Source organism: Phytohabitans houttuyneae, from assembly GCF_011764425.1.
GTDB lineage: Bacteria > Actinomycetota > Actinomycetes > Mycobacteriales > Micromonosporaceae > Phytohabitans > Phytohabitans houttuyneae.
Genome location: NZ_BLPF01000001.1, coordinates 369,878 through 395,455 on the forward strand (window position 1 = coordinate 369,878; position 25,578 = coordinate 395,455).

22 protein-coding genes and 3 pseudogenes are annotated in these 25,578 nt (G+C 72.9%); 11 read left to right on the forward strand and 14 right to left on the reverse strand.

From position 1 onward, the window contains the following. Positions 1-21: 21 nt before the first annotated feature. Positions 22-1,185, forward strand: coding sequence for a low temperature requirement protein A (locus Phou_RS01680; RefSeq protein ID WP_173052920.1), 1,164 nt, complete (start codon positions 22-24; stop codon positions 1,183-1,185). On the opposite strand, the gene Phou_RS01685 is transcribed toward Phou_RS01680, so the two are convergent. Next, complete coding sequence (locus Phou_RS01685) at positions 1,163-1,843, reverse strand: tudor domain-containing protein (protein WP_173052922.1); 681 nt, start codon at positions 1,841-1,843, stop codon at positions 1,163-1,165. The genes Phou_RS01680 and Phou_RS01685 overlap by 23 nt on opposite strands. Before the next feature lie 88 nt (positions 1,844-1,931). Then, a complete protein-coding gene (locus Phou_RS01690; RefSeq protein ID WP_173052924.1) occupies positions 1,932-2,300 on the reverse strand; it encodes a MerR family transcriptional regulator in 369 nt (122 codons plus the stop codon). 59 nt (positions 2,301-2,359) lie between these two features. On the opposite strand from Phou_RS01690, the pseudogene Phou_RS52045 reads away from it, so the two are divergent. Beyond that, positions 2,360-3,003 (forward strand): annotated as a pseudogene (locus Phou_RS52045) (SDR family NAD(P)-dependent oxidoreductase). Positions 3,004-3,197: 194 nt separating this feature from the next. Then, a pseudogene (locus Phou_RS01700) lies at positions 3,198-4,603 on the forward strand (glycoside hydrolase family 10 protein). 612 nt (positions 4,604-5,215) lie between these two features. Here the strand turns inward: Phou_RS01700 and Phou_RS01705 are convergent. Together Phou_RS01705 and Phou_RS01710 are read right to left on the reverse strand one after the other, a co-directional pair. Beyond that, positions 5,216-6,619 (reverse strand): DivIVA domain-containing protein, encoded by a 1,404-nt coding sequence (locus Phou_RS01705; protein WP_173052926.1) that lies wholly within the window; start codon positions 6,617-6,619, stop codon positions 5,216-5,218. 259 nt (positions 6,620-6,878) lie between these two features. Beyond that, complete coding sequence (locus Phou_RS01710; protein WP_173052928.1) at positions 6,879-7,301, reverse strand: cupin domain-containing protein; 423 nt, start codon at positions 7,299-7,301, stop codon at positions 6,879-6,881. A 103-nt stretch (positions 7,302-7,404) separates the two neighbouring features. Between Phou_RS01710 and Phou_RS01715 the strand changes: the two genes are divergently transcribed. The 8 genes from Phou_RS01715 (at position 7,405) to Phou_RS01750 (ending at position 17,037) form a co-directional block, all read left to right on the forward strand. Further along, a complete protein-coding gene (locus Phou_RS01715; protein WP_218578642.1) occupies positions 7,405-7,908 on the forward strand; it encodes an NUDIX hydrolase in 504 nt (167 codons plus the stop codon). Positions 7,909-8,033: 125 nt separating this feature from the next. Then, entirely contained in the window at positions 8,034-8,768 is a 735-nt protein-coding gene (locus Phou_RS01720; protein WP_173052930.1) for a helix-turn-helix domain-containing protein, read from the forward strand. Between the two features lie 216 nt (positions 8,769-8,984). Continuing rightward, positions 8,985-10,652: an amidohydrolase gene (locus Phou_RS01725; RefSeq protein WP_173052933.1), complete on the forward strand. Its 1,668-nt coding sequence runs from the start codon at positions 8,985-8,987 to the stop codon at positions 10,650-10,652. Between the two features lie 2 nt (positions 10,653-10,654). Next, positions 10,655-11,923 carry an amino acid ABC transporter substrate-binding protein gene (locus Phou_RS01730; RefSeq protein WP_173052935.1) on the forward strand — a complete coding sequence of 423 codons (1,269 nt, stop codon included), beginning with the start codon at positions 10,655-10,657 and terminating at the stop codon, positions 11,921-11,923. Beyond that, on the forward strand, positions 11,920-12,792 hold the full coding sequence (locus Phou_RS01735) for a branched-chain amino acid ABC transporter permease (protein WP_173052937.1): 873 nt from the start codon (positions 11,920-11,922) through the stop codon (positions 12,790-12,792). The genes Phou_RS01730 and Phou_RS01735 overlap by 4 nt, the downstream gene beginning before the upstream one ends. Next, positions 12,789-14,663 (forward strand): branched-chain amino acid ABC transporter ATP-binding protein/permease, encoded by a 1,875-nt coding sequence (locus Phou_RS01740; protein WP_173052939.1) that lies wholly within the window; start codon positions 12,789-12,791, stop codon positions 14,661-14,663. The genes Phou_RS01735 and Phou_RS01740 overlap by 4 nt, the downstream gene beginning before the upstream one ends. Continuing rightward, positions 14,656-15,360: an ABC transporter ATP-binding protein gene (locus Phou_RS01745; RefSeq protein WP_173052941.1), complete on the forward strand. Its 705-nt coding sequence runs from the start codon at positions 14,656-14,658 to the stop codon at positions 15,358-15,360. Before Phou_RS01740 ends, Phou_RS01745 begins: the two co-directional genes overlap by 8 nt. A 48-nt stretch (positions 15,361-15,408) precedes the next feature. Further along, the gene (locus tag Phou_RS01750) at positions 15,409-17,037 is read left to right on the forward strand and encodes an amidohydrolase (RefSeq protein ID WP_173052943.1); all 1,629 of its coding nucleotides are present in this window, start codon (positions 15,409-15,411) and stop codon (positions 17,035-17,037) included. A gap of 88 nt (positions 17,038-17,125) precedes the next feature. On the opposite strand, the gene Phou_RS01755 is transcribed toward Phou_RS01750, so the two are convergent. The 10 genes and pseudogenes from Phou_RS01755 to Phou_RS01800 all read right to left on the reverse strand — a co-directional run bounded on the left by Phou_RS01755 (position 17,126) and on the right by Phou_RS01800 (position 25,451). Further along, entirely contained in the window at positions 17,126-18,364 is a 1,239-nt protein-coding gene (locus tag Phou_RS01755; RefSeq protein ID WP_173052945.1) for a class F sortase, read from the reverse strand. An 11-nt stretch (positions 18,365-18,375) separates the two neighbouring features. Beyond that, a complete protein-coding gene (locus Phou_RS01760) occupies positions 18,376-18,900 on the reverse strand; it encodes a hypothetical protein (RefSeq protein WP_246273123.1) in 525 nt (174 codons plus the stop codon). A 48-nt stretch (positions 18,901-18,948) separates the two neighbouring features. Continuing rightward, entirely contained in the window at positions 18,949-19,791 is an 843-nt protein-coding gene (locus Phou_RS01765) for a DUF427 domain-containing protein (protein WP_173052947.1), read from the reverse strand. 31 nt (positions 19,792-19,822) lie between these two features. Further along, positions 19,823-21,331, reverse strand: a complete 1,509-nt coding sequence (locus Phou_RS01770; protein WP_173052949.1) for a polyamine aminopropyltransferase — start codon at positions 21,329-21,331, stop codon at positions 19,823-19,825. Beyond that, on the reverse strand, positions 21,328-22,074 hold the full coding sequence (locus Phou_RS01775; protein WP_173052951.1) for a hypothetical protein: 747 nt from the start codon (positions 22,072-22,074) through the stop codon (positions 21,328-21,330). Before Phou_RS01775 ends, Phou_RS01770 begins: the two co-directional genes overlap by 4 nt. Further along, entirely contained in the window at positions 22,074-22,493 is a 420-nt protein-coding gene (locus Phou_RS01780) for a DUF350 domain-containing protein (RefSeq protein ID WP_173052953.1), read from the reverse strand. Before Phou_RS01780 ends, Phou_RS01775 begins: the two co-directional genes overlap by 1 nt. Before the next feature lie 12 nt (positions 22,494-22,505). Further along, complete coding sequence (locus tag Phou_RS01785; protein WP_173052955.1) at positions 22,506-22,934, reverse strand: DUF4247 domain-containing protein; 429 nt, start codon at positions 22,932-22,934, stop codon at positions 22,506-22,508. Further along, positions 22,935-23,384 carry a DUF2617 family protein gene (locus Phou_RS01790; RefSeq protein ID WP_173052957.1) on the reverse strand — a complete coding sequence of 150 codons (450 nt, stop codon included), beginning with the start codon at positions 23,382-23,384 and terminating at the stop codon, positions 22,935-22,937. It abuts the gene before it with no gap. Positions 23,385-23,389: 5 nt separating this feature from the next. Further along, positions 23,390-24,018, reverse strand: a pseudogene (locus Phou_RS01795) (DUF4178 domain-containing protein). A 116-nt stretch (positions 24,019-24,134) separates the two neighbouring features. After that, positions 24,135-25,451, reverse strand: a complete 1,317-nt coding sequence (locus Phou_RS01800; RefSeq protein WP_173052960.1) for an FAD-binding oxidoreductase — start codon at positions 25,449-25,451, stop codon at positions 24,135-24,137. Positions 25,452-25,578 lie beyond the last annotated feature (127 nt).

Consider the following 25,578-nt stretch of genomic DNA (forward strand, 5'->3'; position numbering starts at 1 on the left):
GAGGATCTAGGCTCCCGTGCCATGACGCGTACGCGGTGGCGGGACGGCGGCGGCGAACCGGCCGGGCGGGTGACGACGGTCGAGGTCTTCTTCGACGTGGTGTTCGTCCTCACGCTCACCCAGCTCACGCGGAGCCTGGAGGAGCACCTGACGCTCACCACGGTGGGGCAGGTGCTGCTGCTGTTCGGGATCCTGTGGTGGATGTTCGACGGGTACGTGTGGCTGGCCAACCACGTACCGCCCCGGCAGCCGGTGCAGAAGCTGCTGATGCTCGTCGGCATGGCCGGCTTCCTCATCGCGGCGGTCGGCATCCCGCACGCGTTCGACGGCACCGGGTGGGTCTTCGGGGTCGGCTACCTGGTGGCGATCTGCGTACACCTGCTGCTGTTCACCCAGGCCGGCGTCGGCCGGGCGCTGACGCTGCTCGCGGTCTACAACCTCGCCGCCGCGCTGCTGGTCCTCGCCGGCGGCTTCGCGGACGGCGCCGTGCGCACCGGGCTGTGGGTGGCCGCGCTCGCGCTGCAGATGGTCGTGCCGTACCTGGTGCCGCGGCGGTCGTGGATGGGCACGGTGCGCTCGTTCCACCTGGTGGCCGAGCATTTCGTGGAGCGGCACGGGCTCCTGGTGATCATCGCGCTGGGCGAGTCGGTGGTGGCGATCGGCGCCGGGGTCGACGTCGACCACCTGACGGCCGCCACGGTCGCGGTGGTCGTGCTGGCGCTGGCGCTGCCGGCCGGGCTGTGGTGGACGTACTTCACCGACACTCACGCCGCCGAGGTGACGCTGGCCCGCACCACGGGCGGCCCGGGCACGCGCCTCGCGCTGCGGCTGGGGATCACGCACATCCCGCTGCTGCTCGGGATCGTGATCACCGCGGCCGGCATCCACGCCGCGGTCGCCCACCCCGGCGACCACGCGCACTGGCCGGAGGCGATGGCACTGGCCGGCGGCGTCGCGGCGTACCTGTGCGGGATCGCGGCGATCCGGTCGGCGCTGCACCTGCGCGCGGTCTGGCGGCGCCTGCTGACCGCCGCCGTGGTGCTGGCGACGGTGCCGGTCGGTACCGAGGTCAACGCCGCGACCCAGCTCGCGGCCCTCGTCTTGGTCGTCGCGATCCCGCTGGTCCTGGAGCGCGGACGGCACACGGCCCCCGCGCCCTCCACTATGGAGCGAGCGGAAGCCTGACCCGCTCGGCGTCCACCCACTCGTGCAGGCTGCCCTTGCCGAGCAGGTAGCGGGTGCGCTGGTCGCCGTCGGTGAGCACCGCGAGCACCCGCCAGCCGCCCTCGTCGCTGCCCGGCTTGCCGGTGTGCTCGACGACGATGCCGGGCAGGAAGCCCATCAGGAAGCCGTCGGCCCGCGCGGCCGCGACCTGCGTGGCGGCGGCCCGCGAGTGCGCCTGCTCGGCGGCGCGCACGAACGCCTCCGCGACGCTGGCCCGCGCCCGCACCGTCTCGGTCGCCACCGCCGCCCGGCCGCGCAGGTCCGAGCCGAGCAGGTAGGCGATGCCGAGGATGGCGGCGGCGGTCACGACCGCGCCGACCCAGAGCGCCACGTGCTGGTTGTCCGGATTGGACGACCACCAGCCGCGGATGAGCGCCCACGCGGCGACGACGAGTCCGCTGAGCCCGGCCGCCCACCACTTGCTCGCCGCGGTCGCGCCGGCCTCGATGAGCGCCACGCTCTCCGGCGGACCGGAGAACGCGGACGACAGGCCGCGCGCCTTGCTCAGTTCACCTTCGGCGGGCAGGAGCTTGAGCCCGCGCAGCAGCGCGATCGACGGCTCGGCGATGTCGTCACCGGCGACGGCCTCGGACGGTACCCGCACCTCACTGGCGGTCATGAGGGACACACCCTTCGGGAGAAGCCACAGTGGAGCGAACGGTCACCGATCATGGTGGAAAGCTCCAGCGCTGGCAAACCCGGGTCGGCTATGTGTCAGCTGTGGACGGCAGCGCCGCGAGCAGGTCGTCGAGCGCGCGCTGCGCGGCGCCCAGATGGGCGATCGTGTCGGCGATGCGGGCGCGCTCGCGGCTCAGGTGGTCGACCATGCCGGGGCACGCCTCCGGGACCAGGCGGCCGCCCACGTCGTGGACGCAGCCGAGCACCTGGGCGATGACCGCGGTGGGCAGGCCGGCGGCGAGCAGCGCGCGGATGTGGCCGACGGCGGCGACGTCGGAGTCGCGGTACTGGCGGTAGCCGTTGGGCCGCCGCTGCGGGTGCAGCAGTCCCTGCTCCTCGTAGTACCGCAGCAGCCACTCGCTCACGCCGGTGCGGCGGGACAGCGCGCCGATCCGCATGTGACTCTCCGCATCCACCGTTGACCTTCACACCGGTGTCAAAGTTTAGCGTCGGTCCCATGGCTGGAGCGGTGGTGATCGGGGCGGGCCCGGGGATCGGGCGTGCGGTGGCGGTGCGGCTGGCACGGGAGGGCTTGGCGGTCGCGGTGATGGCTCGTACCAAGGAATCGGTCGAGGCGGCGGCCCGCGCGGTCGCCGCGGCGGGTGGGAAGGCACTGCCGCTGGTCGCCGACGCCACCGACGAGGTGGCGTCGCGCGCGGCGCTGGATGCCGCGGAGGCCGCGCTCGGCCCGCGGACCTGGTGGTCTACAACGCGGCGCTGATCCGGCCGGACGCGGTCGGCGACCTGCCGGCGCGGGCCCACCTCGACGCGTGGGCGGTCAACGTGGTCGGCGCGATCACCGCCGCGGCCCGCGTGCTGCCGGGGATGGCCGCGCGGGGCGCCGGCACGTTCATCGTGACGGGCGGGATGCCCGAGCCGAAGCCCGGCTACGTCTCGCTGTCGCTCGGCAAGGCCGGGGTGCGTAGCCTGGTGGACCTGCTCGACCGGCAGTACGCCGCGGCCGGCGTCCACGTGGCGACGGTGACCGTGACAGGCGCGGTCGCGCCCGGTACCGCGTTCGACCCCGACGAGATCGCCGCGCACTACTGGCGGCTGCACACGCAGCGCCCGGAGGCGTGGGAGCGGGAGATCACGCACTGATCCATCGGGGGACTTGGATTTACCGGAAATCTTTCGTAACCTGAGCTGGATCCGGGCCGGTGGCCCGGACAGTCGTGCGGATTGAGCACCACGGGCCTGGCGGAGTGGCACCCCGGCCGATGTCGCCGTCCCCTGGCGCGGGCAAACGCGCCCCGGGACGGTCCCCTCCACCCCCACGTGCGAAAGAGGCAACGATGACAAAGCAACTCCGGCGCCGCAAGGCAAGGGTCGTGGGCACCTGGTCCGCGCTCTTCGCCGGCGTGGCCGCCGCGGCCGCGATGACGACGGTCATGGCGGGCACCGCCACGGCGGCCACCACCCTGGGCGCCTCCGCGGCCGAGCGCGGCCGCTACTTCGGCACCGCCGTCGCGGCGAACAAGCTGAGCGACTCGGCGTACACGACGATCCTCAACCGCGAGTTCAACTCGGTCACGCCCGAAAACGAAATGAAGATCGACGCGACCGAGCCGAACCAGAACCAGTTCAACTACGCGAACGCGGACCGGATCGTGCAGCACGCCCGCTCGCAGGGCATGCAGGTGCGCGGCCACACCCTCGCGTGGCACTCGCAGCAGCCCGGCTGGATGCAGAACATGTCCGGCACCGCGCTGCGCAACGCCATGCTCAACCACGTCACCCAGGTCGCCACGCACTTCCGCGGCCAGGTCGTGGCGTGGGACGTGGTGAACGAGGCGTTCGCCGACGGCTCCACCGGCGCCCGCCGCGACTCCAACCTGCAGCGCACCGGCAACGACTGGATCGAGGCCGCCTTCCGCGCCGCGCGGGCCGCGGACCCGAACGCCAAGCTCTGCTACAACGACTACAACACCGACGACTGGACGCACGCGAAGACCCAGGCCGTGTACCGCATGGTCCAGGACTTCAAGCAGCGCGGTGTGCCGATCGACTGTGTCGGCCTCCAATCGCACATGAACAACCAGTCGCCGTACCCGAGCAACTACCGCACCACGCTGTCCAGCTTCGCGGCGCTCGGCGTGGACGTGCAGATCACCGAGCTGGACATCGAGGGTGCGAACGCCACCTGGTACCGCAACGTGGTCAACGACTGCCTCGCCGTCGCCCGCTGCAACGGCATCACCGTGTGGGGCATCCGCGACTCGGACTCGTGGCGCGCCTCGCAGACCCCGTTGCTGTTCAACAGCAGCGGCGCCAAGAAGCCGGCGTACGACGCGGTGCTCCAGGCGCTGAACAACGGCGTCGTCCCGACCACCGGCCCGACCACCGGCGGGCCGACCAGCCCGCCGCCGGTCAGCACTCCCCGCCGGTGACGACGCCGCCGCCGGGTACGGGTGGCTGCACCGCGACCGTGTCGCTCAACTCGTGGACCGGCGGCTTCGTCGCCACGGTGCGGGTGACCGCCGGCTCCAGCGGGACCAACGGCTGGCGGGTCGCGATGACCCTGCCGTCCGGCGCCACGATCACCAACGCGTGGAACACGACACGCAGCGGCAACAGCGGCGCGGTCACGTTCACCAACGTGAGCTACAACGGCCGGATCGCCGCCGGGCAGTCGACCGAGTTCGGCTTCCAGGGCAACGGGAGCGGCACCGGCATGACGCCCACCTGCACCGCCACCTGAGCCACCGCACGTCCCGGCGCGGAGGGGTCACCCTCCGCGCCGGTTCCTTTTCCAAGCAGGCGTGCCCCGGTCCGCGTCACCTGCGGACCGCATGCGCGGGCCCCGGGGGAAACGTGGAGCGCAGCGGAGCGTTTTCTTTGGGTGCTTTCCCGCGGGCACCGCGCAGGTCGGCGGCTCGCAGGGCTCGCCGGGATCCCCGACCTCCGCTGCCGGGTCCGCGACACAAGCCCGGCGGTACCGCGCTCGTGCCCGCGTCGCCCTTGATCGGCGGAGGCAACCCGTCCACAACCGAGCGGGGTGGTCGCCGTTGCCGATGCCGATCTGGGCGACCGCAGGGGTGAACAACGGTCTGGACCACACTGGGTCCTTGATCGGTGTAAACAAAGGCCCATAGAGCAGATCGTGGTCGTTCACTGCCCCTATAGGGGCAGTGAACGACCACGATCTCAACGGCAACCGGGGGTTGGGGGTGAGCTCGCCCACCGCGGAGGGTGAGGCCGCGGGAGCAACGGTCCGGACCACGACGGACGTCGCGGTAGCCCGGATCTGTTCAAATTGGACCTTTTGAAACGGCTACCAGGATCGCACCCCACCCTGACGCCGGAGGATGCTCTATTCGGCGGCTCGGGGGCCGGGCTGGGCGGGCACGGCGCCGCCGTTGCGCTCCGGGTGTCCGTGGCCGTTTTCGTGCTGCTCCGGCTGGCCGTTGCGCGGGCTGGGATCGAAGAGGCTTCGGGCGGGGGCCGGCACCTGCGCGGGCTCGGGCACGTACGCCGGCTCGGGCACCTGCGCCGCCTCCGGTGCGGGCGCCTCCTCCGCCGCCGGGGCGGGCTTCTGGCGCGGCGGCCCGACCTGCGGGTACTCGCCCGTCTGCACATTGGACGCCGCGGCCGCCATCACCGCGGCGGCGGCGAGGTCGGCGACCCGCTTCGCCTCCCGCTGCACGCGGGCGCGCACCTCCTTGGCGTGCCGCTCGGCCGAGTCGGCGGCGGTGCGGGTCTGCTCCAGCCGGTCGATCTCGCCGGCCAGGTCCTGCCGTACCGCGCCGAGCTGCTGCAACAGCTCCGCCACCTCGCGCTCGGCGACGTCGCCGTCGTGGCGCACCTGGGTCAGCTGCTGCTGCCCGGTGTCCAGCTCGCTCTGCAGCTGGGCCAGCGCCTGCCGGCGCATCTGGATCTCCTGCTGCACGAGCTGGAGCTGCTGCTGGTGGGAGGCCTGCTGCTCGTCCGCGCGCCGCCGGATCTCGGCCGCGTGCTGCTGCGCCTCGGCCAGCAGCGTGGCCGCGCTCTGCTCGGCGTGCGACCGCTCGTCGGTCATCTTGGCCTGCGCGGCGGTCAGCTGCTCGTTGAGCTCGCGCTCGGCGGCCGCCCGCCGGTCGGAGATCTCCCGCTCCACCGAGGCCTGCCACTGCTGCAGCTCCTGGTGGGTGCTGGCCCGCGCGGTCTCGGTCTCCTGCTGCGCCTGCGCCCGCGCCGCCTCGATCAGCGCCTCGGCGTCCGCGCGCGCCTGCTCGGCCCGCTGGGCGGCCTCCTCGTCGACCTGGTTGGCCGCCTGCACGCTGCGGTCGTGGGCGGCTTCACCCGCCGCCCGTACCCGCTCGGCGAGGTCGCGCGCGTCGGCGAGCGCCTTCTCCGCCTGCGCCTCGAGCGCGGCGGCCCGCTCGGCGGCCGCGTTGACCAGCAGCTCGCCCTGCTTTTCGGAAAGCTCCAGGATCTGGTCGACCATCGTGCCGAGATCGCGGAACGACGCCTTCTCCAGCTGCCGCGGCCGGTCCCGCAGCTCGGTCAGCTCGGCGTGCAGGTCGGCGAACTCGGCCCGCGTCTGGTGCAGCTGCCCGGCCAGGTCGCGGATCTGGGCGAGCGCCTGGTCACGCTCCCTCGTGGCCGCGGCCATCCCGCTCTCCGCCTGGGCGACGAACCTGTCGACCTGGCCTTTGTCGTAACCACGCAGGGTGATCTGGAACCGCTGGGACGCCGCGCCCTCGGGCGCCGCAACCGCCTCACCACGCTGGGACATGCGCATCCTCCAAACCGACGGGCAGCGAGCCGGGCCGCCGGCTGAGGGGGTGGCGGCCCGCCGCCCGCAAACGCTACCGTCACCGCGCCGCGAGCCATAGTGGGGTATCCGGGGCTGTCACGGTCAGACGTTTGATGACCTGATCCGCCAGTCCGCGCTGCCCGATCGGCGACCGTTCCCGACGGGTGGGTGACGACCCGCAGGACCCGGCCGACTTGATCGGCGGCGTATTGATCGGCGGCATAGCCCTGGCCGACGCCTAGGCGCAGGGTGGCGGCGGCGCGTCCTGGGCGAACGGGGCGCCGGCCGGCAGGAGGTAGGTCACCTCCAGCACCAGCGGGGTCCGGCCCTCGTTGCGTCCGATGTGGACGTTGTGGGGGCCGGCCGGCTCGTGGACGAGGTCGCCGGCCTGGTAGACGTGGTCCACCTGGCAGTCCGCGCCGTAGTGGGTGAGCGTGCCGGCCGTCACCACGGCGTGGAGCGGGCCGTCGTGGTAGTGGTAGCCGGTGTCGCCGCCGGGCGCGATCGTGATCCGGCGCACCGCGACACGCGTGCCGCCGACCGTCTCGTCGTAGGTCAGCGTGGCGGTCACGCCGGTGGGCGGCGTGGCGCGGGCCGGAGCGCCGGCGATGAGCAGCGTGGCGACACATGCCGCGGCCGCGGCGACCTGGAAAGGCTTCACCGACGTCCAACGGGCGGCCGGCGCCGCCGTGACGCCCCGCGGGCGGGCACGCCCCGGTCCGCGGGGTCGAGGACGACCCGGGTCAGGTCCTATGGTGCGGGGCGTGCTGGCGATCGACGGGGAGAAGATGGCGTCCCATGCGGGCGGTCAGGACTGGCTCGTTTCGTGGCATCCGCCGGGTGACGAGCCGACCGGCCACCCGCACGGGGCGTCGGGTGTCTGCGTGGCCGGGGCGCACCTGGTGCTCATCAGCCACGACGGCGTGCACTGGGGCTTTCCCGGCGGCCGCCCCGAGGAGGGCGAGACGTTCGAGGAGACCCTGCGGCGCGAGGTCTGGGAGGAGGCCTGCGTCAAGGTGGTGTCGGCGCGGCTGCTCGGCTTCGTCCGCAGCCAGTGCGTGGCCGGCCACGAGCTCGGGCTGGTGCTGGTCCGCTCGATCTGGCGCGCCGAGGTCGAGGTCCGCCCGTGGCGGCCGGAGTTCGAGGTCGCCCACCGCCGGATCGTCCCGGCCTCGGAGGCCGCCGCCCACGTGTGCGACCCCGACGAGGCCAGCGGCCGGATCACCCACCGGGCCCTCGCCGAGGCCGGCCTGCGCGGGTCGGCGTGATCGACGAGTGGCGCGAATCGCACCGGTGTTAAGGACTACTTGACGAATCTGAGCGGATGTGGCGGTAACCTACACTCGACATCCGGTCCGGGGCGTGCCCGGCGGTCAGCGTGCGGGAGGTGGTCGTGGCGTCGCCAGCGGTGCCCCCGATCGGCGCGCGGCTGCGGGCCGAGCGCGTCCGCCGGGGTGTCAGCATCCGCGGCCTGGCCCGCGACATCGGCGTCTCGGCGAGCCTGATCTCCCAGATCGAGACGGAAAAGAGCAGCCCGTCCGTCAGCACGCTGTACGCGATCTCCACCGCCCTCGGCATCTCCATAGAGGAGCTGTTCGGCCCCTCGACGACCGAGGAGGCCGCGACCGAGGGCGAGGGTGAGCCCGCCGGCGCCGGCGAGCCGGCCGACGTGCGGGTCGTGCGGCTGCCCGCGTTCTCGCCGGCCGGTGACGGCGCGCTCCGCGAGGGTCCGGCGGCGGCCGCGCTGCTGACCGCCGCGCTCACCGCCGCGGGCACGGGCGAGCGGGTCGGCCCGGTCATCACGCCGGGCGAGCGCGAGGTGCTGACGCTGGACTCGGGCGTGACCTGGGAGCTGCTCGGCCGGATGCCGCACAAGCACGTGGAGTTCCTGCTCATCACGTACCAGCCGGGTGGCACCTCGTCGAGCTCCGGCCTGCTGATGCGCCACACGGGCATCGAGTTCGGCTTCGTGATCAGCGGTGAGCTGACGCTGTCGCTGGGCTTCGAGACGCACAAGCTGACGGCGGGCGACGCGGTCTCCTTCGACTCGTCCAACCCGCACGCCTACCGCAACGAGAGCACCGAGCCCGCCGTCGGCGTGTGGTTCGTGCTCGAGCGCTGGGCCTGAGTCACCACTCAGTCGATCACGTGGCCGCCGCGTGCGCCACGGTGTACACAGCTGCGTTCACGAGGTCCCGAGTGTGTAAGTGGTATTGCACACGTGTGAACTAACAGCTTACACTCCGGCCCTAAGACAGCTCTGAAATACCGCTGACCCCCACGCGAAACACACGCCGACACCCACCCCAAAGCCGCGTCGTGACCCGTGAGAGGACGGTGTCCAGTGACCCAGGCTGACCAGGAAGGCGTCCCCCGAAGAACGATATTTCGCACCGGCGCGGCGGTCGGTGCCGCCGGCGCGATCGGCGCGGTCGCGGGCGCACCGCCGGCCGGCGCGCACGGCAGGCCGTCGGAGCGGGACCTCGTCCTGCACAACGGCGCGATCCACACGATGAACCGCCGCCACGACGTGGTACGCGCCCTGGCCATCCGGGACGGGCGGGTCGCGTACACCGGCAACAGCCTCGGCGCCGCCCTCCGCGCCGTGCCCGAACGACCGAGGGTGGTCGACCTGCGCGGGCGGGTCGCGATCCCGGGCATCATCGACAACCACAACCACATCGTGCTGATGGGCAACCGCCCCGGCCGCCACACTCCACTGGAGAACGCGTACTCGGTCGCCGACGTGCAGCAGACGTACCGGGCGCGGGCCAGGGGCGTGCCGGCCGGCGAGTTCGTCACCACGATCGGCGGCTTCCACTTCAACCAGTTCCGCGAGGTGCGCCTGCCCACCCTCGCCGAGCTCGACGCCGCGCTGCCGCACCACCCGGCGTACGTCTCGGTCGGCTTCAGCGGCCCGTCGGCGACAAACAGCCTCGGCAAGGCGTTCTTCGAGGCGGCCGGCGTCACCGTCGGCGCGGACGGCTCGATCGCCTCGGGCACGCAGACCGGCCGGGCCACGCTCGCGCTGCGCCAAGGGCTCACCCCCGAGCTGCGGCGGCGCGGTGCGCGGGACGCGATGGCGTACGCGCTCAGCGTCGGCGTCACCACGCACCTCGACCAGGGCGCGTTCCAGGCCACGGGCACGCCGGCCGACGGTGCCGCGCACGAGGACAACTACACGATGCACCTGCCGTTCCTGGAGCTGTACGACCGGGGCGAGGCGCCGGTGCGGCTGCGCATCAACTTCCTGCACATGGACACCGACGCGGCCCTGCCCACGCTGGAGCAGCGGCTGCGCAACGCGTTCCCGTTCTTCGGCGACGACATGGTGCGCACGGGCGGGATCGGCGAGTTCATCGCCAGCGGCCTCGGCCCCAACTGGCTGGAGGCGGCCAAGCGGGTGGCGCGCGCCGGCTGGCGGGCGGAGGTGCACTCGCTGTCCCCCACCGACTTCCGCACCGAGATCGAGGGCTTCGAGGCGGTCGACGCCGAGGTGTCCATCAAGGACCTGCGGTGGGTGGTGGCGCACGTCCCGTTCATCACCGAGGACTACGTCGACCGGCTCAAGGCGCTCGGCGGCGGCCTCTCGCTGACCGGCTGGCGCTACCTGGCCGGCACCGGCACGGCCGCGGGGCCGCCGTTCCGCATGATCGTGGACAACGGCATCCACGCGGGCATGAGCTCCGACGGCATGCAGATCGCCCCGATGAACCCGTTCATCCACGCGTACTACGCCGTCACCGGCCGCAACGCGCTCGGCGCGGTCGTCAACGACGGCCAGCAGATCACCCGCCGCGAGGTCCTCGACCTCTACACCCGCGACAACACCTGGTTTCTCGGCAAGGCCGACGAGGACCAGCTCGGGGTGCTGGAGGACGACCGGCTCGGCGACGTCGTGGTCCTGGACCGCGACTACTTCCGCGTACCCGAGGACGAGATCCGCCACGTGCGGTCCGTGCTGACCGTCGTCGGCGGATCCGTCGTGCACGACACCGGGAAGGTGCATTGAGCATGTTCAGGAAAGGGATAGTCGCCGCGGCCGCTCTGCTCCTCCTGGCCACCGCGGCCTGCGAGTCCAAGTCGCCGTCCGAGGACGCGGGCGCGGCCGGGCCGTCGGCGGCCAGCGGCGACCCGATCGTCGTCGGCTCGACGCTCTCGCTCAGCGGCGCGTTCGCCGCCACCGGCGCCATCCACAAGATCGCCGGCGAGCTGTTCGTGGAGCGGCTGAACGCCTCGGGCGGCCTGCTCGGCCGGCCGGTGCGGTGGACCGTGCGGGACGACGAGTCCGACCAGGCCAAGGTGAGCACGCTGTACGAGCAGCTGATCAGCCAGGACAAGGTGGACCTGATCATCGGCCCGTACGCCACGCCGAACATCCTGAGCGCGATGGCCGTGGCCGCCCGCCACCGGTACACGATGCCGCAGCACACCGCCGTCATCGCACCGCTGCTGACGTACGAGTGCCAGTTCCCGGCCTGGTCGATCGGCCCGACACCGAACGAGTTCGTGCCGAACCAGCTCTTCGAGGCGACCGCCAGCCTGGCCACGCCGCCGAAGCGGATCGCGGTCCTGACCAACCAGAACGGGTCGACGGACTTCGTGTCGTACGGCTCCGGCGACAACAAGACCGGCGCCGTCTCCGTCACCAAGCAGAAGGGCCTGGACCTGGTGCTGGAGGTGCGGTACCCGCCGACCACCACCGACTGGGCGCCGATCGCGGCCCGGGTGCGGGACGCCAAGCCCGACCTCGTCATCAACAACGGCCTCGGCGTCGACCCGGTCAACCTGCTGCAGGCGATGGCCCAGCTCGGCTACAAGCCGCCGATGATGTTCAGCCTCTTCCCCGCGCCCGGCCCGCCGCTAGGCCTCGGCGCGACCTCGGACGGGCTGCTGTCGGTCAGCATCTTCGAGCCGAACAAGTCCACACTGGACAAGCTCGGCGGCGACGCGACCACGATCGTCAACGACTTCAAGACGCGCGCCACCGCCGCCAAGCTGCCGTACACGGTCTTCGAGACACAGGCGGCCGCCTCCTGGAACGCCTGGGAGATCCTGGTCGCCGGCGTCAAGGCGGCCGGCGGCACCGACCAGGCCAAGATGTGCGACGCGCTGCACTCGGGTGGCGCGGACACCACGTTCAGCGGCCACCTGACCTTCGACCCGGCGCAGAACAACTTCTGGCCCACGACGCAGACCATCAAGCAGATCCAGAACGGCGACTGGGTGACGGTCTGGCCGAAGGACCGGGCGGCCGGCGAGCTTCGCGGCCCCACACCATGACCACTGTCCAAGCCGCGCTGAGCGGGATCCTGCTGGGTGGGCTGTACGCCCTGATGGCCGCCGGCGTCTCGGTGACCTGGGGCGTGCTGCGGATCATCAACCTGGCCCACTTCGGCATGATCCTGCTCGGCGCGTACCTGACCTTCGAGCTGGCCACCGCGTGGCGGGTCAACCCGCTCGTCACGCTGGTGGTCAGCGTGCCGGCGATGTTCGTGCTCGGCGGCGCGCTGCAGTGGGCGTTCGACGCCCTGCGCGTCTCCGAGCTCAACTCGCTGCTGATCACGTTCGGCGTGCTGATCGTCGTGGTCCAGTCGGTCTCCAACATCTGGAGCGCCGACTTCCAGCGGATGGCGGCGGAGGTCAACCCGTACGCCACCGAGTCGGTGCGGCTCGGCCGCTTCGTCTTCCCGGTTCCGACGCTCCTCGCGTTCGGCATCGCGCTGCTGGTCATCCTCGGCGCGCACCTTGTGCTGCGGCGCACGTTCATCGGCCGGGCGCTGCGGGCCTACGCCGAGGACCGGCCGATCGCGGCCGCGTTCGGGATCGACCACCGCAGGATCGGGGTACTGCTCGCGGCGGTCACCGGCGCCACCGCCGCGGTCGCCGGCATGCTCTTCTCACTCGCCAACTCGCTCACCCCGGCGACCGCGTTCGAGTGGTTCGGCACGGTGTTCGCGGTGGTCATCCTCGGCGGCATCGGCCACCTGGTCGGCACGCTCGCCGCCGGGGTACTCGTCGGGCTGCTGTCCAGCGTCGTGTCGGTGGTGCTCTCCCCCGCCACGGCGCCGTTCGTGCTCTTCTCCGCGATCGTCCTCGCCCTGATCCTGCGACCGCAGGGCCTGTTCACCACGGCGGGAGCACACCGATGACCCGGCGCTTCGCGATCGGCTTCCCGCTCGTGGTAGCCGTGCTCGCCTGCCTCTCGCTGTACCGGGTGACGCTCGGCTTCCCGCTGTTCTACCTCGCGCTGCTCACGCTCATGCTCTTCTGGGTCACGCAGGCGACGAGCTGGAACATCCTGTCCGGCTACAGCGGGTACTTCAGCTTCGGCCAGGCGGCGTACGTGGGAATCGGCGCCTACAGCACGGCTGTCCTCTTCGGACGCCACGGGGTCAGCTTCTACCTGACGATCCTCGTGGCGGCCGGGCTCAGCGCGGTGCTCGCGCTGGCGATCGGGGCCATCGCCTTCCGCCTGCGCTCGCTGCGCGGGGAGATCTTCGCGCTGCTCACGCTCGCCGTGCCGTTCATCCTCGCGGCCCTCGCCCGGATCAACTCGTCGATCGACGGCGGGCAGGGCATCATCGTCGCCGTCCCGCCCTTCCCCGAGGGGCTCGGGCTCTTTCAGGACTTCCTCTACCTGCTCAACCTGCTCGTCGCCGCGCTCGCGGTGCTTGTCGCGTACCTGATGCAGAAGTCCCGCTTCGGCTGGGCGCTGTCGGCGGTGCGGGACGCCGAGGACGTGGCCGAAGGGCTGGGTGTGCCGACCTTCCGGTACAAGCTGCTGGCGCTGGTGGCCAGCGCGGTCATCGGCGGCGTGGGCGGCAGCCTCTTCGCGCTGCAGATCGGCTTCGTGGCGGTGGACAGCATCTTCCACCTGACCGTGCCGCTGTTCGTCATCGTGATGAGCGTCCTCGGTGGACGGACGCACTGGCTCGGCCCGGTCGTGGGCGTGGTGCTCGTCGTGCTCCTGCAGGACCGGCTCACCGCGTCCGGGCTCGGCGAGTGGCAGCTCATCGTGCTGGGCGCGATGCTCGTCCTGCTGGTCGTGCTGGCTCCCGAGGGTTTGTACGCGCGGCTCCGCACGCGCCCGCTGGTCGCGCTCGTCACCGCGGCCGTGGTGGTCGCGGTCGTGTGGCTGCCCGGCGAGCCGCTCGACGCGATGCTGGCCGGGCTGCTGGCGGCGACGGTGGTGGCCCTGGTCCCCTGGCGGCGCGCGGTCCCGCCGCCGCTGCCGGAGCCCGCGTCCCGCGGGCCCGTCGAAATCACTCCGGCGGCACCGGTCGCGCTCGGAGAGGTCCTGATCGAGTGCCGGAACGTGGCCCGCTACTTCGGCGGCGTCCGCGCGCTCGAGGACGTCTCGTTCACCGTGCGCGAGGGCGAGATCGTCGGGCTCGTCGGCCCGAACGGCTCCGGCAAGACCACCCTCGTCAGCATCCTCTCCGGCAACCTGCGCCCCACCCGGGGCAGTGTCCAGATCGCCGGCAACGACCTCGCCAAGCTCCCGCCGCACCGGGTCGCCCACGCGGGGGTCGCCCGCACCTACCAGATCCCCCGGCCGTTCACCTCGATGACCGTGCGCGACAACGTCGCGATGGCCATCATGTTCGGCCGCTCGCCGCGGTCGCTGGCCACCGCCCGGCGGGACGCCGCCGAGCCGCTCGACGTCGTCGGCCTCGGGCACCTCGCCGGCGCATACCCCGACAAGCTCAACCTCCACCAGCGCCAGCTGCTGGAGATCGCCCGTGCCCTCGCCGCCGACCCGAAGGTGCTGCTGCTGGACGAGGCGCTGGCCGGCCTCAACCCCGCCGAGATCGACAACGCGGTGGAGGTGATCCGGCGCGTGCACCGCTCCGGCGTCTCCATCGTGATCGTCGAGCACCTGCTGCGCGTGGTGAACCAGCTCGCCACCCGCATCGTCGTGCTCGACCGCGGTACCCGCCTCGCCGACGGCGACCCGCGCGAGGTGCTCACCGACCCGGCGGTCGTCCGGGCCTACCTGGGGAAGCGCGCTCATGCTTGAGATCCGGGACCTGGATGCCTTCTACGGCGACGCGCAAGCGCTGTGGGGCGTCACGATGGACGTCCACGATGGAGAGACCGTGGCCGTCCTCGGCACCAACGGTGCCGGCAAGTCCACTCTTGTCAACGCCGTCGCCGGGCTGCACGCCAAGCGGCGCGGCAGGGTGGCCGTGGGCGGTACCGACATCGCCCACCTGCCCGCACACAAGGTCTGCGGCCACGGCGTCGCCGTCGTGCCCGAGGGCCGCCGGGTCTTCCCGTCCATGTCCGTGTACGACAACCTCTGCCTCGGCGCGTACCGCCGCGCGGCCCGCGCCGGCTACCGCGGCAGCCTCGAGCGGGTGTACGACATCTTCCCCCGGCTGCGGCAGCGCACCGGGCAGCTCGCCGGCAGCCTGAGCGGCGGTGAGCAGCAGATGCTGGCGATCGGCCGGGCGCTCATGGCACAGCCGAAGCTGCTGCTGCTCGACGAGCCGTCGCTGGGGCTGGCCCCGGTGATGACCGACGAGGTGTTCGAGGCCATCGAGGCGGTGAACGCGCAGGGCGTCAGCGTGCTGCTGGTCGAGCAGGACGTCGACCGCGCGCTGGAGGCCGCCGGCCGTGGCTACCTGCTGGCCGAGGGGCGGGTGGCCGGCAGCGGCACCTCCGCCGAGCTCCGCGCCAGCGACACCGTCCAGCGCAGCGTGCTGGGCATCTGACTCTCTGACCGAGGAGTATCCACAATGCACAGAGATGGCGATACCACCATGCCTGGAATCGGCCGAAGAAACCTCCTGCTGACGGGCGCCGCCGCCGGTGTCGCCGGCGTCGTCGCGGCACCGACCGCCGCGTCGGCGCACGGCCAGGCCGACCGCACCGCGCTCGTCAACGGCCGCATCCACACCATGGACAAGCGAAGCTCGGTGGTGAACGCGGTCCTCGTGGAAGACGGCGTATTCACCGCGGTCGGCCGCGACGTCCCGCGCGGCGGTCCCGGCCTCAGGGTGATCGACCTGCGCGGCCGCACGGTCGTGCCCGGCATCATCGAGGGCCACGTCCACATCGTCAGCCTGGCCAACCGGCCCGGCTACCACGTGGTCATCGAAAACGCCCGGAACGTCCGCGAGATACAGGAGATGCTCGCCAAACGGCGGCGGGGCGTACCGCCGGGCGAGTTCGTCACGGCCATGGGCGGCTGGCACCCGAACATGTTCGCCGAGCGGCGCGTGCCTACGCTGGCCGAGCTCGACGAGGCGGTACCCGACCGGCCGGTGCTGCTCTTCCAGAACTTCAGCGGCCCGGCGCGGACGAACACGCTCGGCAAGGCGTTCCTGGAGACCGCGTCGATCCCGGTGGTGGTGGCCGCGGACGGCACGATCGCGGCCGGCGCGCAGTCCAACGCCGCGCTGTACCACCTGCGGGTGCGGCAGAGCTTCGAGGACAAGAAGCGCAGCACGCGGGACGCGATGGCGTACTCGGCGAGCGTCGGCCTCACCGCCTCCCTGGACCAGGTGCTTTTCCCGGCGCCCGGCCCGCTCGCGCCGACGCAGAGCCTGTCCAACCTGGACCACTACCGCATGTACGACCCGTGGCTCGCGGTGCACGCCGACGGCGACGCGATCGTGCGGCTGCAGACCAACTTCCTGCACAACCAGAACGACATCAACCTGCCCGAGCTGAAGGAGCGGCTGCGCAACGTCTTCCCGCTCTTCGGCGACGACCTGCTGATGACCGGCGCGATCGGCGAGTGGGGCGCGCCCGGCGACGGCTCCGGCGCGGCCTGGCTGGAGGCGCAGCGGGTCATCGCGCAGGCGCGGTGGCGCAACACGAACCGTGCGCTGAGCCTGGCCCAGTTTCAGAACATCGTCGCGGCGTACGAGGCGGTGGACGCGGAGTTCGGCATCAAGGACCTGCGGTGGACCGTCCACCACGTGCCGTTCGTGAGTCCGGACCTGCTGGCCCGGCTGGGCGCGCTCGGCGGCAGCGTGCAGGTCGGCACGTTCCGCTACCCCTCGGGCACGGCGGGCGCCAGCGGCTCACCGTTCCGGTCCATCCTGGACAGTGGCATCCCGCACGCCGGCATCCACATGGACGGCGTGCACATCGCGCCGCTCAACCCGTTCTTCGGCCTGTACTTCGCGGTCACCGGCCGCAACGCGGTCGGCGACCTCATCAACGACGGCGAGCAGGTCACGCGGGGCGAGGCGCTGCGGATGTTCACCATCAACAACGCCTGGCACCTGAGCATGGAGGACAAGATCGGCTCGATCGAGAAGGGCAAGCTGGCCGATCTCGTGGTCCTCGACCGGGACTACTTCTCCGTGCCGGCCGAGGACATCAAGCACCTCCGCCCCGTGCTGACGATGGTCGGCGGCAAGGTCGTGCACGAGCGCTGAGTCGACGGGCCACCACGCGAGCGCGGGCGGGCGTACGGCGAGTCCGCCCCGCGCCGAGCCCTGGGACCTGTACGACGGCCCGGGGAGCCTAGCGGCGTGCCTTCACCAGCGAGGCGTACACGACGACGTTGTCGGCGTAGCCGGTGGCACCGCCCACCCAGCGCCCGCCGCAGGTGATCAGGCGCAACCCGGGGCGGCTGAAGTCGCCGAACACCTCATCCGCCGGCAGCTCGTCGCGGTCGTAGCGCTTGACCGAGTTCACCTCGAAGACCGCTACCGAACCGTCCGCGCGGTCGACCTCCACGCGGTTGCCCGGCCGCAGGCGGGACAGCTTGTGGAAGACCGACGGACCCGCGCCGTTGTCCACGTGGCCGACGATGACCGCGGGCCCGTACTCGCCGGGCGTGGGCCCCTTGTCGTACCAGCCGGCCTCGTCGAACCGCTCGCCGCGCGGCACGTCGATCGCGCCGCCCGTGGTGTTGCCGACGCCGTGCACCGGCGCGTCGATCCGGACCGACCTCGCCCGGATACTCACCGGCAGGCTGCGCGCCAGCACCGGAAAGTCGCGCGGCGCGGGCCAGAAGCGGGCGGCCGGCCCGTCGGGAAGCACGTCGACGCCGGTGAGCCGCTCGAACGCGAAGCCGGTCACGGTCAGCAGCATCACCGCGATGATCAGCGACATCGCCAGCCGTATCCCCCAGTCCGGCCCGCCCACCCGCCACGCCGCACGCCGGAGCCGGCCACTGCGCCGGCGGACGAAGTCGCGCGTCCGGTCCGGTGGCCGCCGTGGCGCGCGCCGGTCGGCGTACCGGGGCGGTGCCGGCACGGTCGCCGCTCGCGCGGGTGCCCGTGGCGGTGCGTCCGCAGCGGCGGGTCGCGACCGGTCGGTGCCGGGCCGCTGCGGCTCCTCGACGCCCGCCGCCTGCTGACGGGCGGCGATGGCGGCACGGGACACCGGCGACGCCTGGCGGCGCACGGCGACGGCCGCGCGTTCCGGGCCCGGCGGTGCGGCTTCTAGCGCCCGGCGCGCCGCACCGCCCGGCGCGGGACCGCCCGCCGGCGGCTCGCCCTTCGCCGCGCGAGCACGCGGCCGCTCCGGTGGCACGTCCTTCGCGAGAGGGCGCGGCCGCTCCTGTGGCACGTCCTTCGCGGGAGCGCGCGGCCGCTCCGGTGGCGCGTCCTTCGAGGGACCGCGTGGCCCCTTGGGCCGGTGACGTCCCGGCGGTGAGGAGGCCACGCTCGCGCGGGCGACCTCGCGGGCGATGCCCACCGCCGCGGCCGCCACCGCCTCGGCGCCCGGCCAGCGCCGGTCCTGGCTTGCGGCCATGCCGTCGCGGCTCAGCCGCCGGATCCGGCGCCGCGGCGGCTCCGGACGGCCAGTGCCACGCCGGCGCCAACGGCGACGACGCCGAGGCCGCCGGTCAGGACGAGCGGGCTGACCGTGCCGCCCGAGGTGCCGCCGGCGCCGGTGGCGGGGCCACGGGTTGCCTTACTCATGTTGACGACGGTGAGGGTGGTGCTGGCCGTGGCGCGGTTGGGGCAGGTGAGGACGACGTCGTAGGTGTTGGGCGGCTTGCGGTCCTGCACGGTGGCGGTACCGGTGAGCAGGCCGTTGTCCGGGCGGACCGCGACCCGGCCGAAGGCGTCGGAACGCACGTTCGCCGCCTGGTCGTTGCCGTCGCAGCTGGCCTGGATGTCGACCTGCTCGCCGGCCTGCACGGTGCGCGGCGTGACCTCCACGAAGACCTCAGCACCGCGGGCCGCGGACGCGGCCGAACCGGACACGAGCGCGGTGGGTCCGGCGAGCACGGCGGCGGACGTGGCGACGACGAACATGGCACGAGCGACGAGGTTGTTGCTCATCGCGTCGGGTTTCCCAGCCGCCCGGGACACAAACGGCGGCCGTTGGGGTCAGAGGTCGGACTCGAACGTCTTGTCGCGCCACCAGTCCGGATCCGCCCACGGCCCGCCGGGTCGCTGCTCGCGCACGCCGTCCACGTCCAGGTCGACCCGCTCGTTGAAGAACGCGACCCGGTCCTTGGCGAGCGCGGCGTCGTGGCGGGGCTCGGTGTACGTCCACGCGAGGTTGACGTGCGGCGTGTCCCCCACCACGACCGACCAGTACGACGCCTCGCCCTTGTACGCGCAGCGCGAGCTGTAGGTGCTCGGCTCCAGCGCGACGCGCACGTCGGAGCGGGGGAAGTACCAGCGCGGCACCAGCCCCGTCTCGTAGATGACGACGGCCTCCTCCGACTCGGCAAGCGTCACGCCGTCGAGGCTCACCCGCACGTGGCGGGAGGATGGGAGCGCGTCCACCCGGTGGTACGGGTCGCGCACGTGCGCCACGGCCGGCATGTCCTCCTCGAACCACTGGTCCATCGCCCGCCAGTAGAGCGCGATTTGACCGGCGATCCGCTCGGCTCCCGGCGGCGGGGCCGGGTAGGCGATCGCGGCCCGCTCGACGAGCCGGTCGCCGACCCGCAGGTCCCACACCTGGCTCTCGCCCAGCGCCGCCGACGGTACGCCCGCGGGGCCTGCCACGAGCAGGTCGGTGCGGACGTCGGAGGGCGGGAAGAAGCAGCGCGGCAGCCGCCCGGGCTCGTGCACGAGCTGGCCGTGCGTGGAGTCGACGACCGTCTCGCCGGCGAGGACGCCCCGCATGCGGCGCGGGTACGGGTCGATGAGCACGTTGCCGGGCGCGAACACGCCCGCCGGCACGTGGCCGAACGGGCCGCTCCCCATCGTCAGTGACATCGCACCAGCGTGGCACGGCGGCGGGCGCCAGTCAGTAGTTCCGCCACTCCTGGCGCGCGTACTCCAGTACCCGCGGATGGAGCAGGGTCGACGCCTCCACCGCGACCCGCCCGCGGTCCGGTGGGAAGACGGTGGCCGCGCGGAGCACGTCGGCGGTGAGGAAGCGCAGCGGCGGGGCGTCCGCCGGGATGGCGGGCGCGGCGCCGGTGAGGACGAAGCCCCAGTCGCCGAAGGACGGGACGTCGACGTGGTACGGCTCGGTCGCGAAGCCTGCCTCGCGCAGGGACGCCTCGATGCACCAGAACGAGCGGGGTGCGAAGTACGGCGAGCCGGACTGCACCACCATCCGCGCGCCGGGGGCGAGCACGTTGTGCAGCAGCGTGTAGAACTCGACCGAGTACAGCTTCGCGGTCGCCGTCTCGTCCGGGTCGGGCAGGTCGACGATCACGGCGTCGAAGCGGGACGGCGCGGCGCGCAGCCAGGCGAACGCGTCCTCGTGCACCAGCCGCACCCTCGGGTCGTCGAACGCGCCGCCGTTCAGCGCCCGCAGCGCCGGCCACGTGCGGGCCAGCGCGACCACCGCCGGGTCGAGCTCGACGACCGTCACCGACCGCACGTCCGGGTAGCGCAGCGCCTCGCGTACCGCCAGCCCGTCACCGGCGCCGAGCACGAGCAGGTCCGTGCGCGGGCCCGCGAGCACGGGGTGCACGAGCGCCTCGTGGTAGCGGTACTCGTCGACGGAGCTGAACTGCAGGTCGCCGTTGAGGTAGAGCCGCAGATCGGTGGAGCCGAGCGCCTTCGTGAGCACGATCTCCTGGTAGCGGCTGCGCTCGGCGTGCACGACCGGGTCGCGGTACAGCTGCTGGCGGGCGGTCACCTCGAAGTCGTGCGCCACCACGTACGCGTACCCGAGAAGCAGCCCGACCGCGACGGCGCCGCCGGTGAGCGCGGCGCGTGACCGGCGGGTCAGGTCACGCCGGAAGAGCGTGAAGACCAGCGCGGTACCGGCGACGGCGTTGACCGCGCCGACCACGAGCGCGCCGCGGAGCTGGCCGAAGACGGGCAGCAGCAGGAAGGGGAACGCGAGCCCGCCGAGCAGCGCGCCCACGTAGTCGGCGGCGAAGAGGTCGGCCACCGCGCTGCCGGCCGCCTGCTCACGGATCCGCTGGAGCAGCACCATGAGCAGCGGGATCTCCGCGCCGATGAGGGCGCCGAGCACGAACGCGGTGGCGACGAGCGCCGGCGCGTAGAGGTCGAGCCACGCGAACGCGGCGTAGAGGGCGAGCACCGAGAGGCCGCCGAGCAGGGCGAGCGCCATCTCGATGACCGCGAACGAGACCGCGGCGCGGCTCTGCAACGGCTTGGCGGCGAGCGCGCCGATGCCCATCGCGAACACCATCACGCCGAGCACGATCGACGCCTGGCCGGCGGTGTCGCCGATCAGGTAGCTGCCGAGCGTGACGAGTGCCAGCTCGTACACAAGGCCGCAGGCCGCGCAGACGAAGACCGCCGCGAGCACCGCGCTGCGGGCGAACCTCATGTCGGCGCGGCTGCCTTGGCGGGCGGCTTCGGCTTGCCGCCCGTGGTGCGGGTGCGCTCGTGCCGGCGCTCGAACCAGCCGATGCCGATGGTCAGGACCGCCAGGGCGAGCAGGACGGCGGCGCCGCTCACATACATCCAGCGGTCGCGCCAGAAGTCGCTGCCGGCGCTCGGCGGCGGACCGGCGGCAGCGCCCGGTGCGAGCGTGCCGACCGGTGCCGGCGGGACCGACCCGTCCTCGGCGAGCAGCAGCGGCAGGGCGAGCGCGCCCTGGCAGACGGCCCAGTCCGGCTCGTCGATGAACGCGCTCTTGGTGAGCCCGAAGCGGTCCAGCCGGCCGGCCGGTGGCGCGGGCACGCCGGCCGAGGCGATCGAGATGTACGCGCTGTCGGCGGCCTCGCTGCTCGAACTCGTCCAGGTGACGTCGGCGCGCACCTCGACCCACTTCGGGCAGCGGACCGGGTCGCTGCCGACCGCCACGCCCGGCCCGAGGTTGGAGCCGGTGGTGGCGCCGCTGATCGGGCCGTCGAGCTTCCAGCCGTAGCAGACCCCGTGCGCCGCGGCCGCCTTCGCCAGCTGCTCGACGGTCGCGGCCGCCATCTGCGTGTCCGGCGCCGGCACGGTCGTGGTGCTGTCGAAGCTCGGCGGGGCGACGATGAGCCAGGTCGCCACGCCGGCCGCGGCGAAGCCGAGGAAGCCGAAGATCTTCAGCCGCCTGGCGATGCGCTTCGCCGGCGTGGTCATCAGCTGATCGCCGCGGCGATGATGCCGCCGGTCGCGAGGTGCACGACACCGGAGACCCAGACCGCCGGGTGCGGCTCGGGGTCGACGAGGATCTCGCCGAGCTTGCCCGGCGACGCGAGGTCGAGCAGCACGAACGCGGCCGCCATGATGAGCAGGCCGAGCAGCCCGTACGCACCCGCGCCGACGATGCCGTCGACGAAGTCGTCCTCGCTGGAGACGATCGCGGCGACCACGATGATGCCGACGCCGGCGAGGTTGGAGGCGAGCAGCAGCGCGGCGTTGCGGTTGCGCTCGACCCAGATCAGCTCGCGCAGCCGGCCCGGCGTCGCGACGTCGACGAGCACGTAGCCGATCGCCATCAGCACCACGCCGACCGCGCCGTACGCGAGGGTGACCAGCAGGTCGGTGACCAGGTCCATGGTGCGTGCCTCCTATTTCCCGGCCCCGGGACCGCCGCCGCGCACGCTGGTGCCGCGACCCCAACCCCAGTAGTTGCCAACCGTGCCGTAGTAGCGGGGGTACGCGGTGGTCATCTTCTCCACGAGGATCAGCGAGCCCACCGCGGCGAGCGGCAGGATGACCACCGCGTCGTCGTCGTAGCGCAGGTAGACACCGCTGCCGTCCACGTACCGGTCGGCCGGCTCCCACACGCCGGTGATCTGGTCGGCCACCGCGCTGGGCGCCTTCGACGAGGTGTACGCGAGCGCGTCACGGCCGATGTCCTGGCCGGTGGCGCGGGCGTAGTTGTCCGAGACGTAGCCGCGCGGCGAGAAGCTGCCGGTCAGCAGGCCGACGCCGGCCACCAGCACGCCGACAAGCGCAAGGCCGATGCCGATGACAAACCATCTGCGGTACGCCATTCAGCACTCCCCCAACCATGTCCGGGTGGTCACGAGCTCGCCGGTCTGCGGGTACGCGTGCCAGGTGCGCCAGCCGCGCTCCTCGGCGCGCAGCGCGGTCACCGCGTTCGGGTCGCCGGGAAAGACGCCGACGAGCGCGTGCGGGTCGGCGGCCAGCTCCTGCCACGGCGGCGCCGCCCCCAGCGGCTCCACAGTGGACTCGAACCGGTAGCCGGCACCGTCCATGCTGGACGGCAGGTGCGGGTCGCGGCCGGGCAGGCAGGCCACCGTCTCGACGAGCCGCTCGCCGCCCGCCGCGGTCCACACCACCTGGTGCGACGCGCCGAGCAGGCGCAGCTCCAGGCCGGGAAGGCGGAGCACGTGCAGCGCGGGCAGCTCGGGCAGGCCGAGCGCGAAGCTCAGGTCGCCCGCGGTCGTGTCCGCGTACGGCGTTTCCAGGCGCACGAGCACGGCGCTCAGCCGGCCTGCGGGTAGATGAGCACCTCGGCGCGGTGCAGCTTTTCGCCGCGCCCGACCTCCCACTTGCCGCTGTCCCCGTACGACTCGAACGACAGCAGCGCACCGTCCGGCGCGGCGTAGTCCTCGTACCGCACGGTGCCCGTCGGGTTGAGCCCGGTCGTGCCGGTGGCGGTGTAACGGGCGTGCCCGCCCTCGTCCCGCGTGTACCGCCGGCCGTCGAAGTCGACGGTGGGCGCGCCGGGGGTGACGGTGGCGCTCGGCACCTCGTGCCACAGCACGAGCTCCAGGTCGGGGTCTTCCTCGACGGAGAGCCACACCTTGCCGCCGGCCGCGTCGTCGAGCAGATGCTCCGCCCAGCCCCAGTCCCCCTCGGTGAACTTGAGCGTGCCGCGCACCGCGTACGACTTCGTGCGGATCTCCACGATGTCGCCGGGCTTCAGCGCGCGGGGTCACCGCGGAGCGCGTCGGTGTCGCCGGTCTGGAACGGGTCGACCGACGCCGGCGGCGGCACGGGTGCCTCCCGCTGCCGCCGCGCCCGGCTGAGCGCGACCACGGCGATCACCGCGCCCGCGACCGCCGCCAGACAGCCCAGCCCCACTACGAGGAACGCTTCGCCACCTACCACGCGTGTCCTCCCCAAGCCACGTCGTCCTGGCCGCCGAGATTAGCAAGCCCGATCAAGCCATCTCCGCAGGTGGTGACGCTGTTAGCGGCCTGTATCGGTGCGTGCGCGCACCGTGTTCAGGAGGGCAGTGGCGTGGCCGTGAAGACGCCGTCCGGGTCGTAGCGGACCTTCACCTCGCGGAGGCGGCCGGCGTTGGCGCCGTAGGCGTGCGCGACCTGCTCGCGGTCGTCGGGGCGCAGCAGGTTGGGGTAGCCGCCGGGCAGCGCCACCGGCGCCAGCGCCGACCACACGTCGTCCGTCCACGCCCGGTGCGGCCCGGCCGGCTCGTGCGGCTGCCACACCGCGCCGATCTCCACCATGAGGTGGTCGCGCCGCTCGCCGACCGCCGTGGCGTCGCCGGCCACCCGGGTGGCGGCGCCGTGGAAGTGGTGCACGACGACGCCGGACAGCGGCGAGGTGCGGGACCGCCCGGCGGCGAGCAGCGCCTCGACCACCTCCGGGGTGTGCGCGGGCACGCTGCGCGTGCGCATCGCGTGGTGGCGGCCACCGGCGGCGTACTGGTCGAACTGCGCGAGCAGCTCCGGGTAGGTCACACTGGCCACAGTGGACAGCCCCAGCGCGCCGAGCGCGTCGCGCCCCTCCGCCTCGTCGCCGCACCAGACCGGTGCCAGGAAGGCGGCCGGCTCACCGTCCGGGCCGGAGCCCACTCCACTGGGGACGGTCAGCTCGTCGGGCGCGGCGGCCAGCAGCTCGCGCAGGCGGCCCAGCACGGCGGCGGCGTCCGCCAAGGGGTACATGGCGAAGCCGGTCAGCAGCCTCCGCACCGGGTGCAGCGCGATCCGCATCGCGGTGACGACGCCGAAGTTTCCGCCACCCCCGCGCAGCGCCCAGAGCAGGTCGGGCCCGGCGGTCACCACGCTGCCGTCGGCGAGCACCACCTCGGCACCGAGCAGGTTGTCGGCGGCCAGCCCGAAGCGGCCCAGCAGCGGCCCGTACCCACCGCCGAGGGTGAGCCCGGCCATGCCCACCCCGCCGACGGTGCCGGCCGCCGCGACAAGCCCGTGCGGCGCCGCCGCGGCGATCACGTCCCGCACGGTGGCGCCACCCTCCACTGTGGCGACACCGGCGGCGGCGTCCACGGTGACCCGCCGCATGCCGGCGAGGTCGATCACGAGGCCACCGTCCCGCACCGCCCGACCGAGCCAGTCGTGCCCGCCGCCCCGCACCGACAGCGGCAGCCCCTGCTCGCGCGCGGCGAGGACCGCGGCCGCCACCCCGGCGGCGTCCAGCGGGCGGACGACCGCGACCGGCCGGTGGCGCACCGCGTCGTTCCACACGAGGGCGGCCGCCTCGAACGCCGGCCCGGACACCAGCACCCGCTCGTAGCCGAGCCGCGCGGACAGGTCACGCACCACCGGCGGCATCGTCGTCATGACGCCAAAGGGTAGACGTCGGATCGACGCGGGACTGACCCGATGGCGGACCGGCGGTGGCGGCGTCCAGGACCCCAATTCGAAATCATCTGAGCTACCGCGACGCCCGCGGTGGTCCGGACCGTCG

Coding starts and splice junctions, on each gene's coding strand:
- Phou_RS01690 (WP_173052924.1), bottom strand. CDS start 2,300: ATGCGGATCGGCGCGCTGTCCCGCCGCACCGGCGTGAGCGAGTGGCTG.
- Phou_RS01735 (WP_173052937.1), top strand. CDS start 11,920: ATGACCACTGTCCAAGCCGCGCTGAGCGGGATCCTGCTGGGTGGGCTG.
- Phou_RS01705 (WP_173052926.1), bottom strand. CDS start 6,619: ATGTCCCAGCGTGGTGAGGCGGTTGCGGCGCCCGAGGGCGCGGCGTCC.
- Phou_RS01765 (WP_173052947.1), bottom strand. CDS start 19,791: ATGTCACTGACGATGGGGAGCGGCCCGTTCGGCCACGTGCCGGCGGGC.
- Phou_RS01685 (WP_173052922.1), bottom strand. CDS start 1,843: ATGACCGCCAGTGAGGTGCGGGTACCGTCCGAGGCCGTCGCCGGTGAC.
- Phou_RS01730 (WP_173052935.1), top strand. CDS start 10,655: ATGTTCAGGAAAGGGATAGTCGCCGCGGCCGCTCTGCTCCTCCTGGCC.
- Phou_RS01800 (WP_173052960.1), bottom strand. CDS start 25,451: ATGACGACGATGCCGCCGGTGGTGCGTGACCTGTCCGCGCGGCTCGGC.
- Phou_RS01760 (WP_246273123.1), bottom strand. CDS start 18,900: ATGAGCAACAACCTCGTCGCTCGTGCCATGTTCGTCGTCGCCACGTCC.
- Phou_RS01770 (WP_173052949.1), bottom strand. CDS start 21,331: ATGAGGTTCGCCCGCAGCGCGGTGCTCGCGGCGGTCTTCGTCTGCGCG.
- Phou_RS01740 (WP_173052939.1), top strand. CDS start 12,789: ATGACCCGGCGCTTCGCGATCGGCTTCCCGCTCGTGGTAGCCGTGCTC.
- Phou_RS01775 (WP_173052951.1), bottom strand. CDS start 22,074: ATGACCACGCCGGCGAAGCGCATCGCCAGGCGGCTGAAGATCTTCGGC.
- Phou_RS01680 (WP_173052920.1), top strand. CDS start 22: ATGACGCGTACGCGGTGGCGGGACGGCGGCGGCGAACCGGCCGGGCGG.
- Phou_RS01780 (WP_173052953.1), bottom strand. CDS start 22,493: ATGGACCTGGTCACCGACCTGCTGGTCACCCTCGCGTACGGCGCGGTC.
- Phou_RS01785 (WP_173052955.1), bottom strand. CDS start 22,934: ATGGCGTACCGCAGATGGTTTGTCATCGGCATCGGCCTTGCGCTTGTC.
- Phou_RS01745 (WP_173052941.1), top strand. CDS start 14,656: ATGCTTGAGATCCGGGACCTGGATGCCTTCTACGGCGACGCGCAAGCG.
- Phou_RS01755 (WP_173052945.1), bottom strand. CDS start 18,364: ATGGCCGCAAGCCAGGACCGGCGCTGGCCGGGCGCCGAGGCGGTGGCG.
- Phou_RS01750 (WP_173052943.1), top strand. CDS start 15,409: ATGCCTGGAATCGGCCGAAGAAACCTCCTGCTGACGGGCGCCGCCGCC.